This is a genomic window from Streptococcus sp. 2154, from assembly GCF_013277255.1.
GTDB classification, from domain to species: domain Bacteria; phylum Bacillota; class Bacilli; order Lactobacillales; family Streptococcaceae; genus Streptococcus; species Streptococcus pseudopneumoniae.
The window spans coordinates 1-13,407 of the sequence record NZ_VMMK01000035.1; the positions used below are offsets into that span (position 1 = coordinate 1).

Below are 13,407 nucleotides of genomic sequence, written 5' to 3' on the forward strand. Positions count from 1 at the left end.
GCTTGAAGCCATAATAAAAAGCTCACTAAAAAAGTGAGCAACATTTCCAATGAGATACTTCTGTTGACGAGCGCGTCTCTCCGCCCCCTCATTGCCTTGCGAAGAGGCTTGGCGAATCGAAAGGAGGTGTTTTTTCCTGTTTTCAATTCTACTTATTTTTGCACATTTTTTTAATTTTATCAAACAAAAAAACGCAAGCCGAAGCCTGCGAAAAGTTTTTTATAACCATTGAATTTCTTTCACATCTGTTTTACGAACTTTAGCATATTTCTTAGCGCTTGTAAAATGTAGAGTAACCGGTTTAAACATTCCACTTTTATCTCTTCGTAAACCTAAAATTGCGGATCTTTTGTTTCTATCTTCAAAAAATATGACGTCCAACTTCATAGTGTTTTTAGATAAATCTTTGGCTAGGATACAACAACTTGTTATCTTAGAATAGAAGATATCACCGATAAAACTATACAAAGATATCCTTTCGATTACATCATTGTACATAGGATGATTTCTAAAATCTTCCAAAATAAAAACACCAGCTTGAATAGCAGGTATTGTTTGACTAGCATAATCTCGTGTGATTTTGTGCAAGCCAAATAAGTGATGTAAATCAGTCAAGCAAAAATCTACTTCGAAAGTCTCTAAATGCTTATAATTCGTTGATACTTGACATGTTTTTCCATCGAATTTCTCTTGATAATCTAAAATACAATCAAGTAATTTCAACGACAAACTCCATATTTTCTCAAAATAAAAAAAGCACGGGGCAGTTCTCACTACTGCCCAAAGTGGATGATTAGAGTCGGCTTCTCTAACTCCCTATGTTGTGCTTATTAGGCTTATCGCAAGGGAACAGTTTTTAGCTCTGCCAAGCCACATAGCGTGCTTACTACTATGTGTCCATGTCTCCATGGATTGCCGAGCGGTTTAACGACGTTTTGGGAGTCGGGATAACGAGAAAAGTGATACTTTTACGTTTTTTCCAACTTAATTATGACATCTTTCTTTCAAAAAGTCAATATTTATCGCTTTCTTTAACGAAAAAAATCCCACAAGAACGAATCCTGTGGGGAGATACACATTTTAGAAAAGCTTTCCTTTATTCTACTATTTTTCTTGTATTTTATCATTCAGTATGATAAAATACAAGTTTTTTGATAAAATAACCAAAAACTACTCGCTATCCCTTCTCACATTACCCTACATATCGTTTGACATGCGACTAATCGTTCAAGGAAACTTCAAGGACAACTTTTCTCTCATCCCCTATGTAGGTCATTTCTACTCTTATAGGCTCAATTTGACACTTTTCTTCTTCGAATTGCTCATATTCCTCCTGAATAGTAAGTTCGATTTATCCAAATTTATTTTTGTCTATTTTGATGAACACTTCCACGAAGATAGTCTGAAAATGAATTTGCACCAATTTTTCTTCTCTTTTTAAGCATATTATTCCAGATATGATTGCCCTCTTGTTCAGTAATAAATTACGCTTTAAACGCTTCAATCAGTATATCTCCTGTCGTCATATGTTCTAAAGAAAATTCTTCTACATATGGTTGAACATCTCTTAGGTTATTACTTCCTAATATCCCGTTATGCTTTTTCGCTAAGGAAATAGAAGCCGCTTCTCCCTTACCAATAACCTTGTTACTATCATGATTTCTTGTTAAATTTCTATATAATTCGTATTCTTCAGTTCCAATGTCTATGCTCACAATCTCAGCCGAACCCTTAGCTACTAACTGGTCTATCCTAGATTTTAAGTGGGGAATTGTAGGTATATTGATTTCATCATACACCTCTTGTGGAATAACAATTTTACCCGAATAGAGCTTTTCTAAAAGATATTCAGTGCCAACCCATAAAAATGCTGAAATACAATCTGTATCAATAAATACACGACTAGTCAAACGACAACTCCCCCTCTTCATCTAGCCCATATACAATATCATATCTGAAAGCATCTAGTAGCAGTTCCTCATACTTCCCTTGAGAAATTCTGTTATTTTCTAAAAGTTGTTCAGTCGATTTAATATAGTGTCCTAATACCATTTCCTTTTTACTTTCTGACAAAGGACGATATAAACTTGTATCATAGCCTAATCTTGAAGCTGTCTCTATAACACTAATATCCATATTTTTAATTTCTTCTGCGTCAAGGTATCCATCATTCCGCAATCTATATAACATAGCTTTATGACTGATACCATAAAACTGACCTAATTTTATAATATCTTCTACTTCAAGATGAGTTCTATTGGCATTTTCTCTGATTTCCTCAACCATCCTATACAGTGAAGATGGGGAAATTAAAAAATAAGAAGCAAACTGATCCGCTTTTCTTTCAGTTTCATCTCCTTCACCAATCAAAATAAAACTGACTGAACTCTTCTTCACCTCATCATAATAAAGATGATACAGTTCATGTGCTAAAGAAAATCTTTGTCTTCCTAATGACATGTCTGAATTGATTACAATGAGACTGGACTGAGTTCCTTTATAACAGACTCCGCTAATATTCTTTCCGAGTCCATAAAATACCAGCGTCAAATTTTCTATCTTTTGTACCAATTTAAAAATATCTATCGGCGCTTCACCATCAGCTCCCAACTTTTTTCTAAGATTTGAAGCTTTATTACTTAAATCCATTTTATCAATCATTTATTTTGTCTCCAATAGCTGATCTATCTCAAATTGATTCAATACAATTTTATTGATTTTCGCTAAAACTTTAAGATCTTGGTCTACTATTTTATTTTTTCTAAACGATATTACACACTGTTGTTCAGCTTGTTCGCCAAACAAAAGATATTCAACCGTACAGCAAAATAGAGCAGATAGTTTCTCAATAACATCCGACGTGATATTCCTTTCACCTTTTTCCATTTTGGCAATCATACTTTGATTCAAAGACAAATATTCAGCAATCTTATCTTGAGTAAGATTTGAAGATATTCTAAGTTCTTTTATTCTTTTTCCAACATCACATACATTTATCATATTCATACACCTCTCATAAAAAGAATAGCACACTCTTGTCATAAAGTAAATTTTTTAAATAAAAAAATTATGACAAAACAAGGAAGCAATTTATTGATACTGCTTAAAAATCCAAAATTGATGATAGTAAACCTATTTGATGAGTTCCTATCAAAAATCGTATCTTCAACCTCAAAACAGTACTTAAAGCTATCCGACTCGATTTACATTGTCAAATTTAGATTTTATTTTAGCATAACTTTCTAGTTTGCTTTTTGATTTTTATTTAATATAGTAGCAAAAATTGAAGGAAATATCTCCACAAGAAAACGCATACTATTAAGCTTTTTCAAGACCTAATAATATGCGCTGTTCTGATTTGAAAGACATTCCATTATTATTTTACTGTTATCAAGCCTTCAGGCTCGACTGTAAATTCTGGTTTTTCTGCTATCGTGCCATCTTCTTTAAGGTAATACCAGCCATCATTTGATTTGACAAAGGCATTAGAAACCATGTCCCCATTTTGACTATCAAGATAGTACCAAGTCTCCTTGTATTTGATCCAGCCTGTTTTCATAGCACCTTCTCCATCGAAATAGTACCACTTCTCAGCGATTTTCTTCCAGCCTGTCGCCATTTCGCCTGACTGGTCAAACCAGTACCAGTTGCCGTCTGTGTGCTTCTTCCAGCGGTCTGCAAGCATATATCCTGAACCGTCAAAGTAATACCAGGTACCATTAACTTTCTCAAACTTATCTTTTGGATAAGAACCATCTGAGTGTACATACCAGGTGCCAGTATCGTTCTGTCGCCATCCTGCTTCAATCGTCAAGCCGTTTTCAATATCCTGCTTGAATTGCTCACGACTAATGCCCCAGCTTGCAAGATAAGGATAAGGGTCAACATGATCTGAGTTGTTGTCAGGTTGGTTATTGGTGCAATATTCGTGTGTCTTGATACCTGCTAAATCAGCAGTATCAAGCGTTTTAGGTATCCCAGCCTCGTCTGCTAGATTACGCAAGAGTTCGATATAGAGACGATAGTCAATCAGAAACTCTTCTTTCGATTCATGGCTTTCAATCAGTTCAACTTGTGCATAACCTTCTGCATTCCAACCGCCCCCAACGTCCCAGGCACCATTATCAACAGGTCCTACCTGCATAACACGACCATTACCGACTACGTGAGAAAAGAAGCCCAATTCAGGATCTTTTCTGTAATGGTAGTCAGCCTCATTTTGAACCGTTGAATTACGGTTGCCTGTGGAATGGGCATGGACTTGCCTATATGGTTGCACGCCGACTTGAGGCAAATCTGTTCTTAATTTACTCACATCAATTTCCATATTTTACTCCTTATCAATTAAAACAACTTATTTTTTACAATCCAGAGCTAGAAACTCCTTTATTTCTACCTCATAAAGAATACAATCCTAGTCACGATTGGGCTTGTAGATAGAACTTCAAAACGCACTATTTTGACACTGTAAATAGGACTGATAAGGTCTGCATCCTATCTACAATAACACCCCAGACTAAAAAGCTTTTCAAAAGTATATTTTTACAGTCTCTATATGTCCTTTTCATAAATACTATACTTTATTATATCATATAAAAGAAGTCAAAAGTCTGTTAAACTATTTTCAAGACCAAACTAAAGATAACAGCACAAGTTTTTTCGATTTTCACTAGAGGAAATGGATTTTATTAGCAAATACAGCTAGGAGAGCACTTTGGTTGCCAAGATGGCCTTACCTTCTTTTATCAAGGGGTGACGGAACAGTGAGAAGTACAGTTGGATGGTCATGGTAACCCAGATGAGGGGTTCACAAAGAATAACTCCCTTATAGCCCGCCCAAGGGATAATCAAGACCACAAAAGCGATTTTCCCGATTAGTTCGATAAAACTAGAAACCAGAGGAAGGATTTTTTGCCCCAAACCCTGCAAACAATTGCGATAAATCAACAAGAGGCTCAAAATGGGATAAAAGGCTGAACTAATTTGCAGATAGAGACTTCCATTTTCTATCAAGTAACCATCTGTCGAACTAGCCAAGAAGGAAACCAAGGCTGGACTGGCAAAAAAGAGGAAAACACAAACAAAAACTGCCCAGGATATACTTAAACGACTGCCGATTCGAAGGCCTTGAACAATACGGTCTGGGCGCTTAGCACCTAAATTCTGAGAAGCAAAGGTCGTCATCGAAGCAGAAATAGCAGTCATCGGAAGAAGGGCGAAGGCCATAATGCGTCGAGCCGCCGTTTGTGCACTTATAATCACTGCGCCAAAGGTATTGACAGAAGACTGTAAAATCACACTGCCGATGGACACAATTGAACTCATCAAGCCCATAGCCAAACCTTGCTCCAAGAGATCTGCGTACAAGGACTTATCCCATTTGAAATGCTTGCGCTGAGGCAAAAGTTCTGGCACACTCTTACAGATATAATAAAAGCAAAGAACCGCTGATAAACCTTGCGAAATAATGGTAGCAAGTCCCGCGGATTGAACTCCCAGATGCAGTTGCGTAATAAAATAGAGATCCAGAACCACATTAACCAGAGCAGAAAAAATCAAAAATCCAAGGGCAGCTAGACTGTCCCCAATGGACTGCAACAAACCTGCAAAAAGATTATAGGCAAAGCTGACACCGACACAAGTCACAATCATAGAAATATATTGATAGGACTGGGGAAGGATTTCAGCAGGGGTATCTAGGTACTGTAAAAGAGGATACAAACCAAGAAAGCCCAGCAGCATCACTACAACACTCAAAAGAGCCCCTAAAATCCAGGTGGATGCTACTGCTTCCTTGATTTTAGTGAAATTCCGAGCTCCATAATAACGGGCAATGACAATCCCCATGCCATTTCCAACACCAAGAGTAAAACCTACAATCAGGTCAAAAATCGCTGTCGTCGCCCCTACCGCTGCCAAGGAGTCTTGTCCAAGAAAACGTCCAACAATCAAGACATCAGCAGTGTTATAGAGTTGCTGAAAGATATTAGACAGCAAGATTGGGAAGGCAAAACTCAAGAGAGAAGGAAGAATCGGACCATGTATCAGGTCCACTGTTCGTTTTTTATTCATAAGGCTATTACATCAGCTTTCTAGTGGAGCCACAAGAAACAGCAAACTATAGTCAATCTGAAATCTTGAATCAAAAATCGAAAAAGTAGCGGATTTCTCCACTACTTTAACAGCTTATTCTTCAATTTCGATTTCAAGTTCATCGCCTAGGTCAAGTGTCACTTCTTCATTCACAGAATCTGCTTGAACTGCTTCATCTTTTTTGTTTTCAGTATCTTGTTCTGAAGCTTCTTCTCCATCAATCAAGCCAAATTTAGAACGGACTTGCTTATCAATTTCATCAAAGATTTCTGGGTGCTCTGCCAAATATTTCTTAGAATTCTCAGAACCCTGACCGATTTTTTCATCCTTGTAAGAATACCAAGCTCCTGCTTTTTTGATAATATCCAAGTCGCTTGCAATCTTCAAGAGTTCACCAGTCTTAGAAATTCCTTCTCCGTACATAATTTCAACTACGGTTTCCTTAAACGGTGGAGCTACCTTATTTTTTACAACCTTAATCTTAGTTTCTTTACCGACATTGGTTTCTTTTTGGTCACCAGTTCCCTTAATTTGTGTGTTACCACGAACATCTAAGCGGACTGAAGCATAGAATTTCAAAGCACGTCCGCCAGGTGTTGTTTCTGGATTTCCAAACATGACCCCAACTTTTTCACGCAATTGGTTGATAAAGATAGCAATTGTTTTGGTTTTATTGATAGAAGCACCAAGTTTACGCATGGCCTGACTCATCATACGGGCCTGCAAACCAACGTGGCTATCACCGATATCTCCATCAATCTCCGCACGAGGTACAAGGGCCGCAACTGAGTCGACCACGACAAGATCTACAGCACCTGAGTCAATCAATTTTCCTGCAATTTCAAGACCTTGCTCTCCTGAGTCTGGTTGTGACAAGAGCAATTCGTCAATGTTAACACCAAGGGCCGCAGCATAAGCTGGGTCAAGGGCATGCTCCGCATCGATAAAGGCTGCAATCCCACCTTCTTTTTGCGCTTGTGCAACTGCATGAAGGGCAACCGTCGTCTTACCAGATGACTCTGGTCCATAGATTTCGATGATACGTCCCTTAGGATAACCACCTGAACCAAGGGCAATGTCAAGAGCTAAAGAACCTGAGCTCATCACTTGCACCTTTTGCTCCGCACGTTCACCCAAACGCATGATTGATCCTTTACCAAAGTCTTTCTCAATCAATTTAAGAGCATCATTCAAGGCCTTTTCACGTTCTGCCCCAAATTTTTTTGAAATTTCTTCTAATTTTTTTGGTTTTTTCGCCATTCTATTCTCCTACATTCTAATGATCCTCAGACCTATCTACTATTATATCAAAAGTTAGTCACTTAATAAAGCCTTGCGAACTAGGTTAAAGGCATGCATAACAGCAATGTGACGTACATCTGCTCGACTTCTGCCTCCAATATTGACCTTGATAACCTCAGTTCCTTGCTCTCGAGCCAAGCCTATGAAGACTGTCCCAGCTGGATGCCCTTCTAGGCTATCTGGCCCTGCCACTCCAGTCAAACTAATTCCAAAATCAGATTGAGTCTTGTTTCGTGCCTGCTCAGCCATCTTCTGTGCTGTAAATTCAGATACCACACTCTGTTCTTCCAAATCCTTGACAGGAATATCCAACATTTTTGATTTTTCCTCCAAGCTATAGGTCACAAAACCACCCTTAAATATACTTGAAGCTCCTGAAAAATCCGCTACCCTAGCTTGGAAAAGACCTGCCGTCAAACTCTCTGCAGCCGTGATGGTTTTCCCTTGTTTTTTCAGTTCTTCTACCACAATGCTGGCTAAACTGGACTCTTCCCCATAACCATAACAAAGGTCTCGTAAAGAAAGTCCTTCAAAGGTCTGGCGATCCAAGATTTGATGTTCCAAAATATCCAGCACTTGATTCGCCTCTTCTTGACTGCTAGCCTTTGTTGACAGACGCAAGGTTACCTCTCCTGTCTTGGCATAAGGTGCCAAGGTCGGATCGGTCTGATTATCAATTAAATCAGCCAAAATCGTCACCAACTGGCTCTCGCCAATCCCAAAGAAACGAAGAACCCGGGAATACAGCTTACTCCCCGTCATCAACTTGGGTAGAAGTTGGTTTAAGACCATAGGCTTCAATTCACTTGGCGGACCAGGAAGGACAACGTAGGTCACTCCATCTACTTCTAGTATTCCTCCCACAGCCAGCCCCGTTTCGTTTGGCAGTGGAGTCGCTCCTTCTACAATTTGGGCTTGTCTTTCGTTATTCGGTGTTCGGGCATAATCTGGTCGCTGGGCGAAAAAGACATCTAACTTCTCCTGAGCCTGAGGATCGAAGACTAATTCTTTCCCTAAAAATTTAGCCAGAGTTTGTTTGGTCAAATCGTCCTCAGTCGGCCCTAAACCACCTGTCAAAATCACCAGACTGCTACGTTGACTGGCAATCTCAAGCAAAGACAAGAGACGGGCTTCGTTGTCTCCTACAGCCGTCTGAAAATATACATCTACCCCAATCTCTGCTAGTTTTTCTGATAAAAACTGAGCATTAGTGTTGACAATCTGTCCTGTCAAAATCTCTGTTCCAACAGCAATGATTTCTGCTTTCATGTTTCCTCCTACCTATCTATTCGTATTTTTTTGAAAAAATCGCAGGAAATTTCCCACGATTGATTTTTTATTTGTATCAAAAGTTAATTATCTTCATCACCAACAGGTGCTCTGCCAAATAAATCTTCAAATAAGACCGCATTGGTTTCAAGCTGAGTGACTTCTTCTTGTCCCAAAGAACGTCGGAGTAGATTTTGCATTTCCAACATATGGGCTCTCGAAACAATCTGGTAAGAAACACCTTGAAGCATCTCTCCTTCACCCTGCAACTGCTGAGTTTCAATGGTTTTAAATGAATCTTTATAGCCTAGCAAGTTAGGGATACTTTTTGCAGACAAATCAATATTGGTCTGCATATTGTCACTCAAAGCTTTTAGAATCTCTTGATAATGACCAACACTATTTAAACTGAGAGCTTTTTCCATGACTTTTTGAATAACTTCACGTTGACGTTTTTGACGACCATAATCCCCCTCAGGATCTTGGTAACGCATTCGTGCATAGACTAGGGCTTCTTCTCCCCCAATATGTTGCTCCCCAACACCGATAGAAATGGTATTAAATTCTTCTTGGTCACTGATAGAAATTGGGAAACCTAGGGTATTATTGACTGTAATACCACCTACTGCATCCACTAGTTTTTGTAACCCTTTCATATTGACCATCACATAGCGATCAATATGGATATTCATCATTTTTTGAATGGTTTCTATAGCAAGCTCTGCTCCACCATCTGCATATGCTGAATTCAGTTTCGCTTCATGAGCCTGACCATTCCCTGATTCAATGCGGGTCAGAATATCCCGCTCTAAACTCATCATTGTTGTTTTTTTCGTTTTAGGATTCACTGTCATCAAGATCATGCTATCACTTCTACCGACCCAAGTTTCAGTTCGTTCAGCATTTCCGGTGTCCACTCCCATTAACAGAATGGTTAGAGGTTCAGTCGCTTCAATAACCTTGGTTTCTTCGCCGATTTTTTTATAGGTTTTAGCTAAGGTTTCTGTCCCTTGTTGATAAATAGTATAAGCAAAAATACCTGCTCCTACTACAGTTACAGAAAGTAAAGCTAGCACCATTCCAATAATTTTTTTAACCATATTTCTACTAATCTATCAGTTTACCCATCAAGTAAACATCGATAAATTTCCCTTCTTCTATATATGCTCCACGCTCTTGGCGACCTTCAATTACAAAGCCATGCTTTTGATACAGATGAACTGCTGCTTGATTACGAGTTTGGACAGTCAGCTGGAGACGACGCAGAATGCCACTTGCTTGTGCCCACTCTATCGCTTCTTCTAGCAACAAACTTCCCAATCCATTATTCCAATATCTTTTTCCAATCACAATGAAGAGATCTCCAATATGATGGACTCTCTTGCGCTGGTCAGCTGTAATATTTACAATACCAGCAATTTTATCATTTAAGAATGCAAGTAAGGTTATCTGATTGTCCGAACTAGCTTGCTTGTTGAGGAATACTTCAATCTCCTCACTGGTCAAGAGAATACCATCTCCGTCTAAGCTGGTAAAATCTGTCTCCAAACTTACACGATTTAAAAAGGCCACTAATTCAGCTGCATCTTTAGGCTCTGCTTCCCTAATGAGCAATTCATACTCCATGTTGAAGCTCCTCTAAGAGTTTTTCCGCACGCAAACCCTTTGCCTGAAAATTTAAACGACGTCCATCTGCTTCTTTTAGAATTTCCAATTCTAAATAAGTATCTGGCAAGGCATCTCCTAAGAGATTTCCCCACTCGATGACAGTCACTCCGCCACCAAAGAGAAACTCATCCAAGTCGATAGAATCCGCATCTCCTTCAATACGATAAACATCTAAATGGAAAAGCGGAAGACGCCCCTCATACTCTCTTACGATAGTATAGGTTGGACTTTTAATCATTTGAGAAATCTGTAAACCTTTAGCAAGTCCTTTAGTAAAGGTCGTTTTACCTGCACCCAGTTCTCCAGTTAAGATTAAAACATCATTCTTTGCTAATAGATGACCCAAACGCTCCCCTAAGGATTGTAGCTCTTCTTCATTTTTTGTGTACATACTCTTATTATACCAAAAACTTTTCTTTTGTGTCTATTTTCCTGCTAAACTTATACTCAATGAAAATCAAAGAGCAAACTAGGAAGCTAGCCGCAGGCTGTACTTGAGTACGGCAAGGCGACGCTGACGTAGTTTGAAGAGATTTTCGAAGAGTATTACCATCATAACATCCATAAAAACAAGCTTTCTCTAAAAGAAAATGAGCGTAGCAATGACCAATACAAGATCTCGGAAAATATGACCATAAAAGGAAACTTCCTTCTTGACCGAATTTGGGACAAGATAGGCTGCAAAAAACAAACCCAGTCCAATATACATCAGAAGAGAGACAATGGTCATTGGATTTCTTAAAAAGAGAAGTGTTGCTAAAATAGTCACCAACACTGTCTTTTTTCTGTCTAGCATAGCAAGAAAATCGCGCATGTATTTTTTCAAGGGTAAAAAAATCAGCAAATCTAGCCCAAATAGAAAGAAAAAGGATGGCAATAAAAAGTCAACTAATTCTTGCTGCAGCGTATTTTTAATGAACAAGTTATCTGACAAGACAAGGACAGCTCCTAATAAATTAATTAAGAGTAACATACTGTAAAAAAGCTTCACTGACTTCTTACTGGCTAGGACACTATGGACTTCTTGCTTACGGGTATAAAGATAATTTACTCCAGCACAGATTCCTGAAACGAAGACCATACTTCCGATGAAAAAAGCTGTACTTTGTTTAAAGGACAAGATGCATTCCTTCCATAGAAAACAGCTACTCAAACTGATTTGAATTAAAGCTAACAAAAATAAGATTCTCATTGTTTTCATCTTTTCTCTCCCTTCCTACCAATCATTATACTAGGAGAAAAGAGAGAACTGTTTTCAATCTTCTCAAATGTCTCTTTTAGACGCTAAACAAACATGAGAGACTACTACTCAATGAAAATCAAAGAGCAAACTAGGAAGCTANNNNGGTTGCAGATAGAGCTGACGTGGTTTGAAAAGATTTTCGAAGAGTATAAAGTCGCAACAACTGTGTCAATTGCACCAATTTAGTAAGAAAGTATAAAAAAAGAACACCCCGAAAGGTGCTCTGTATAAGTATAGTAATTCTTTCGAATTAACGTTTACTAAATTGTGATGCTTTACGAGCTTTCTTAAGACCTGGTTTCTTACGTTCAACTTTACGTGAGTCACGTGTAAGAAGTCCTGCACGTTTCAATGAATCGCGGAAGTCTGGGTCTACTTGAAGAAGGGCACGAGCGATACCGTGACGGATAGCTCCTGATTGACCAGCGTATCCACCACCTACAACATTAACGAAAACGTCGTATGAACCTACAGTTGAAGTAACTGCGAATGGTTGGTTGATGACAAGACGAAGGTCAGCGTGTGGGATGTACTCTTCAACATCTTTTTTGTTAACAGTGATTTTACCAGTTCCTGGAACAAGGCGAACGCGTGCAACAGCGTTTTTACGACGTCCAGTACCTGCATATTGTGCTTGTGACATACTTTATTTGTTCCTTTCCTTAGATAAGTCCTGAAATGTCAAGAACTTCTGGTTGTTGTGCAGCATGAGTGTGCTCAGCTCCAACAAATACTTTCAACTTCATACCTTGAGCGCGTCCAAGTGTATTGTGTGGAAGCATACCTTTAACTGATTTCTCGATCAAACGTACTGCATTTTTAGAACGAAGTTCACCTGCAGAGATTTGTTTCAATCCACCTGGGTGGTTTGAGTGAGTGTAGTAGATTTTATCAGTTGCTTTTTTACCAGTTAATTTAACTTTTTCAGCATTGATAACAATCACAAAGTCACCTGTATCAGTGTGTGGTGTAAATGTTGGTTTGTTTTTTCCGCGAAGTACGCTAGCAACTACTGCAGAAAGACGTCCAAGTGGTACATCAGTTGCGTCAACTACGTACCATTTACGTTCAACTTGGCCTGGTTTAGCCATAAATGTTGTTTTGTTCATGATTTCTCCTATATATAGTTCGATTTTTGTTTACGGTGATGGGTGTTCCTTCCCATCGAAAAGTATTTGGAAGGTTCCGGGGCCTTTCAAATGGGGTAAACAATACCGCTTACTATCATACCAAATTTCACCCCTAAAAGTCAATAGATATGAAAAATATTTTTCGGTAACTTCTCAAAGTAACTGAAAGTTATATAATCAAGTTAATTTGGGAATTTACCTATTAACTTCGGGAGATTTTTGGGATTTTTTCCTTATTTTTCCCTGTAGCTAAAATCCTTTTCAAAAAATTACCTTTTCTTGATTTTTAATCCTATTTGTTGTATGATAAGGGAAAAGAAAGGGGGCAAAAATATGGCTTTTACCAATACCCAAATGCGATCGGCTAGTTTTGGCATTGTTACCAGCTTGCCTGATGATGTCATTGACTCTTTTTGGTATATTATTGACCACTTCTTAAAAAATGTCTTTGAATTGGAAGAAGAACTCGAGTTTCAATTGCTCAATAACCAAGGAAAAATTACCTTCCACTTCTCAAGTCAACACCTCCCTACAGCCATTGATTTTGATTTTAACCATCCCTTTGACCCTCTTTATCCGCCAAGAGTACTGGTTTTAGACATGGACGGTAGAGAAACTATCCTCCTCCCAGAAGAAAATGACCTATTTTAATACTCAATGAAAATCAAAGAGCAAACTAGGAAGCTAGCCGCAGGTTGCTCA

General features: G+C 38.5%; 16 protein-coding genes. 1 reads left to right on the forward strand and 15 read right to left on the reverse strand.

From position 1 onward, the window contains the following. The 15 genes from HT693_RS11755 to rplM all read right to left on the reverse strand — a co-directional run. On the reverse strand, positions 1-183 hold a 183-nt coding region (locus HT693_RS11755; protein ID WP_205402419.1), incomplete at its 3' end, for a hypothetical protein. Between the two features lie 36 nt (positions 184-219). Continuing rightward, on the reverse strand, positions 220-774 hold the full coding sequence (locus HT693_RS06870; RefSeq protein WP_311141307.1) for a PBECR4 domain-containing protein: 555 nt from the start codon (positions 772-774) through the stop codon (positions 220-222). A 710-nt stretch (positions 775-1,484) separates the two neighbouring features. Then, positions 1,485-1,910 (reverse strand): hypothetical protein, encoded by a 426-nt coding sequence (locus tag HT693_RS06875; protein WP_172925064.1) that lies wholly within the window; start codon positions 1,908-1,910, stop codon positions 1,485-1,487. Continuing rightward, positions 1,903-2,649, reverse strand: coding sequence for an ImmA/IrrE family metallo-endopeptidase (locus HT693_RS06880; protein WP_309598780.1), 747 nt, complete (start codon positions 2,647-2,649; stop codon positions 1,903-1,905). The genes HT693_RS06875 and HT693_RS06880 overlap by 8 nt, the downstream gene beginning before the upstream one ends. A gap of 12 nt (positions 2,650-2,661) precedes the next feature. After that, the gene (locus tag HT693_RS12270; protein ID WP_001056000.1) at positions 2,662-3,006 is read right to left on the reverse strand and encodes a helix-turn-helix transcriptional regulator; all 345 of its coding nucleotides are present in this window, start codon (positions 3,004-3,006) and stop codon (positions 2,662-2,664) included. A gap of 370 nt (positions 3,007-3,376) precedes the next feature. After that, the gene (locus tag HT693_RS06890) at positions 3,377-4,327 is read right to left on the reverse strand and encodes an N-acetylmuramoyl-L-alanine amidase family protein (RefSeq protein ID WP_000401884.1); all 951 of its coding nucleotides are present in this window, start codon (positions 4,325-4,327) and stop codon (positions 3,377-3,379) included. 374 nt (positions 4,328-4,701) lie between these two features. Then, on the reverse strand, positions 4,702-6,072 hold the full coding sequence (locus HT693_RS06895; RefSeq protein ID WP_001036247.1) for an MATE family efflux transporter: 1,371 nt from the start codon (positions 6,070-6,072) through the stop codon (positions 4,702-4,704). A gap of 114 nt (positions 6,073-6,186) precedes the next feature. After that, positions 6,187-7,353, reverse strand: coding sequence for a recombinase RecA (gene recA, locus HT693_RS06900; RefSeq protein ID WP_001085465.1), 1,167 nt, complete (start codon positions 7,351-7,353; stop codon positions 6,187-6,189). 54 nt (positions 7,354-7,407) lie between these two features. Beyond that, entirely contained in the window at positions 7,408-8,664 is a 1,257-nt protein-coding gene (locus HT693_RS06905) for a competence/damage-inducible protein A (RefSeq protein ID WP_000642684.1), read from the reverse strand. Between the two features lie 83 nt (positions 8,665-8,747). After that, a complete protein-coding gene (locus tag HT693_RS06910; RefSeq protein WP_000239274.1) occupies positions 8,748-9,764 on the reverse strand; it encodes an LCP family protein in 1,017 nt (338 codons plus the stop codon). 7 nt (positions 9,765-9,771) lie between these two features. Further along, entirely contained in the window at positions 9,772-10,290 is a 519-nt protein-coding gene (locus HT693_RS06915; RefSeq protein ID WP_000455532.1) for a GNAT family N-acetyltransferase, read from the reverse strand. Beyond that, a complete protein-coding gene (gene tsaE, locus HT693_RS06920; RefSeq protein ID WP_000288246.1) occupies positions 10,280-10,723 on the reverse strand; it encodes a tRNA (adenosine(37)-N6)-threonylcarbamoyltransferase complex ATPase subunit type 1 TsaE in 444 nt (147 codons plus the stop codon). The genes HT693_RS06915 and tsaE overlap by 11 nt, the downstream gene beginning before the upstream one ends. 189 nt (positions 10,724-10,912) lie before the next feature. Beyond that, positions 10,913-11,533, reverse strand: coding sequence for a hypothetical protein (locus tag HT693_RS06925; RefSeq protein ID WP_000855698.1), 621 nt, complete (start codon positions 11,531-11,533; stop codon positions 10,913-10,915). A 292-nt stretch (positions 11,534-11,825) separates the two neighbouring features. Beyond that, complete coding sequence (gene rpsI / locus HT693_RS06930; protein ID WP_000075973.1) at positions 11,826-12,218, reverse strand: 30S ribosomal protein S9; 393 nt, start codon at positions 12,216-12,218, stop codon at positions 11,826-11,828. Between the two features lie 19 nt (positions 12,219-12,237). Beyond that, positions 12,238-12,684 (reverse strand): 50S ribosomal protein L13, encoded by a 447-nt coding sequence (rplM, locus tag HT693_RS06935; RefSeq protein WP_001044624.1) that lies wholly within the window; start codon positions 12,682-12,684, stop codon positions 12,238-12,240. 354 nt (positions 12,685-13,038) lie between these two features. Here rplM and HT693_RS06940 point away from each other — a divergent pair, with 354 nt between their 5' ends. Beyond that, positions 13,039-13,356 (forward strand): DUF960 domain-containing protein, encoded by a 318-nt coding sequence (locus HT693_RS06940; protein WP_000886037.1) that lies wholly within the window; start codon positions 13,039-13,041, stop codon positions 13,354-13,356. Positions 13,357-13,407: the final 51 nt, after the last annotated feature.

Excerpts from the sequence above, each read along its gene's own strand:
- HT693_RS06880 (WP_309598780.1), bottom strand. The coding sequence starts at position 2,649 with ATGGATTTAAGTAATAAAGCTTCAAATCTTAGAAAAAAGTTGGGAGCT.
- HT693_RS12270 (WP_001056000.1), bottom strand. The coding sequence starts at position 3,006 with ATGAATATGATAAATGTATGTGATGTTGGAAAAAGAATAAAAGAACTT.
- HT693_RS06890 (WP_000401884.1), bottom strand. The coding sequence starts at position 4,327 with ATGGAAATTGATGTGAGTAAATTAAGAACAGATTTGCCTCAAGTCGGC.
- HT693_RS06895 (WP_001036247.1), bottom strand. The coding sequence starts at position 6,072 with ATGAATAAAAAACGAACAGTGGACCTGATACATGGTCCGATTCTTCCT.
- recA (WP_001085465.1), bottom strand. The coding sequence starts at position 7,353 with ATGGCGAAAAAACCAAAAAAATTAGAAGAAATTTCAAAAAAATTTGGG.
- HT693_RS06905 (WP_000642684.1), bottom strand. The coding sequence starts at position 8,664 with ATGAAAGCAGAAATCATTGCTGTTGGAACAGAGATTTTGACAGGACAG.
- HT693_RS06910 (WP_000239274.1), bottom strand. The coding sequence starts at position 9,764 with ATGGTTAAAAAAATTATTGGAATGGTGCTAGCTTTACTTTCTGTAACT.
- HT693_RS06915 (WP_000455532.1), bottom strand. The coding sequence starts at position 10,290 with ATGGAGTATGAATTGCTCATTAGGGAAGCAGAGCCTAAAGATGCAGCT.
- tsaE (WP_000288246.1), bottom strand. The coding sequence starts at position 10,723 with ATGTACACAAAAAATGAAGAAGAGCTACAATCCTTAGGGGAGCGTTTG.
- HT693_RS06925 (WP_000855698.1), bottom strand. The coding sequence starts at position 11,533 with ATGAAAACAATGAGAATCTTATTTTTGTTAGCTTTAATTCAAATCAGT.
- rpsI (WP_000075973.1), bottom strand. The coding sequence starts at position 12,218 with ATGTCACAAGCACAATATGCAGGTACTGGACGTCGTAAAAACGCTGTT.
- rplM (WP_001044624.1), bottom strand. The coding sequence starts at position 12,684 with ATGAACAAAACAACATTTATGGCTAAACCAGGCCAAGTTGAACGTAAA.
- HT693_RS06940 (WP_000886037.1), top strand. The coding sequence starts at position 13,039 with ATGGCTTTTACCAATACCCAAATGCGATCGGCTAGTTTTGGCATTGTT.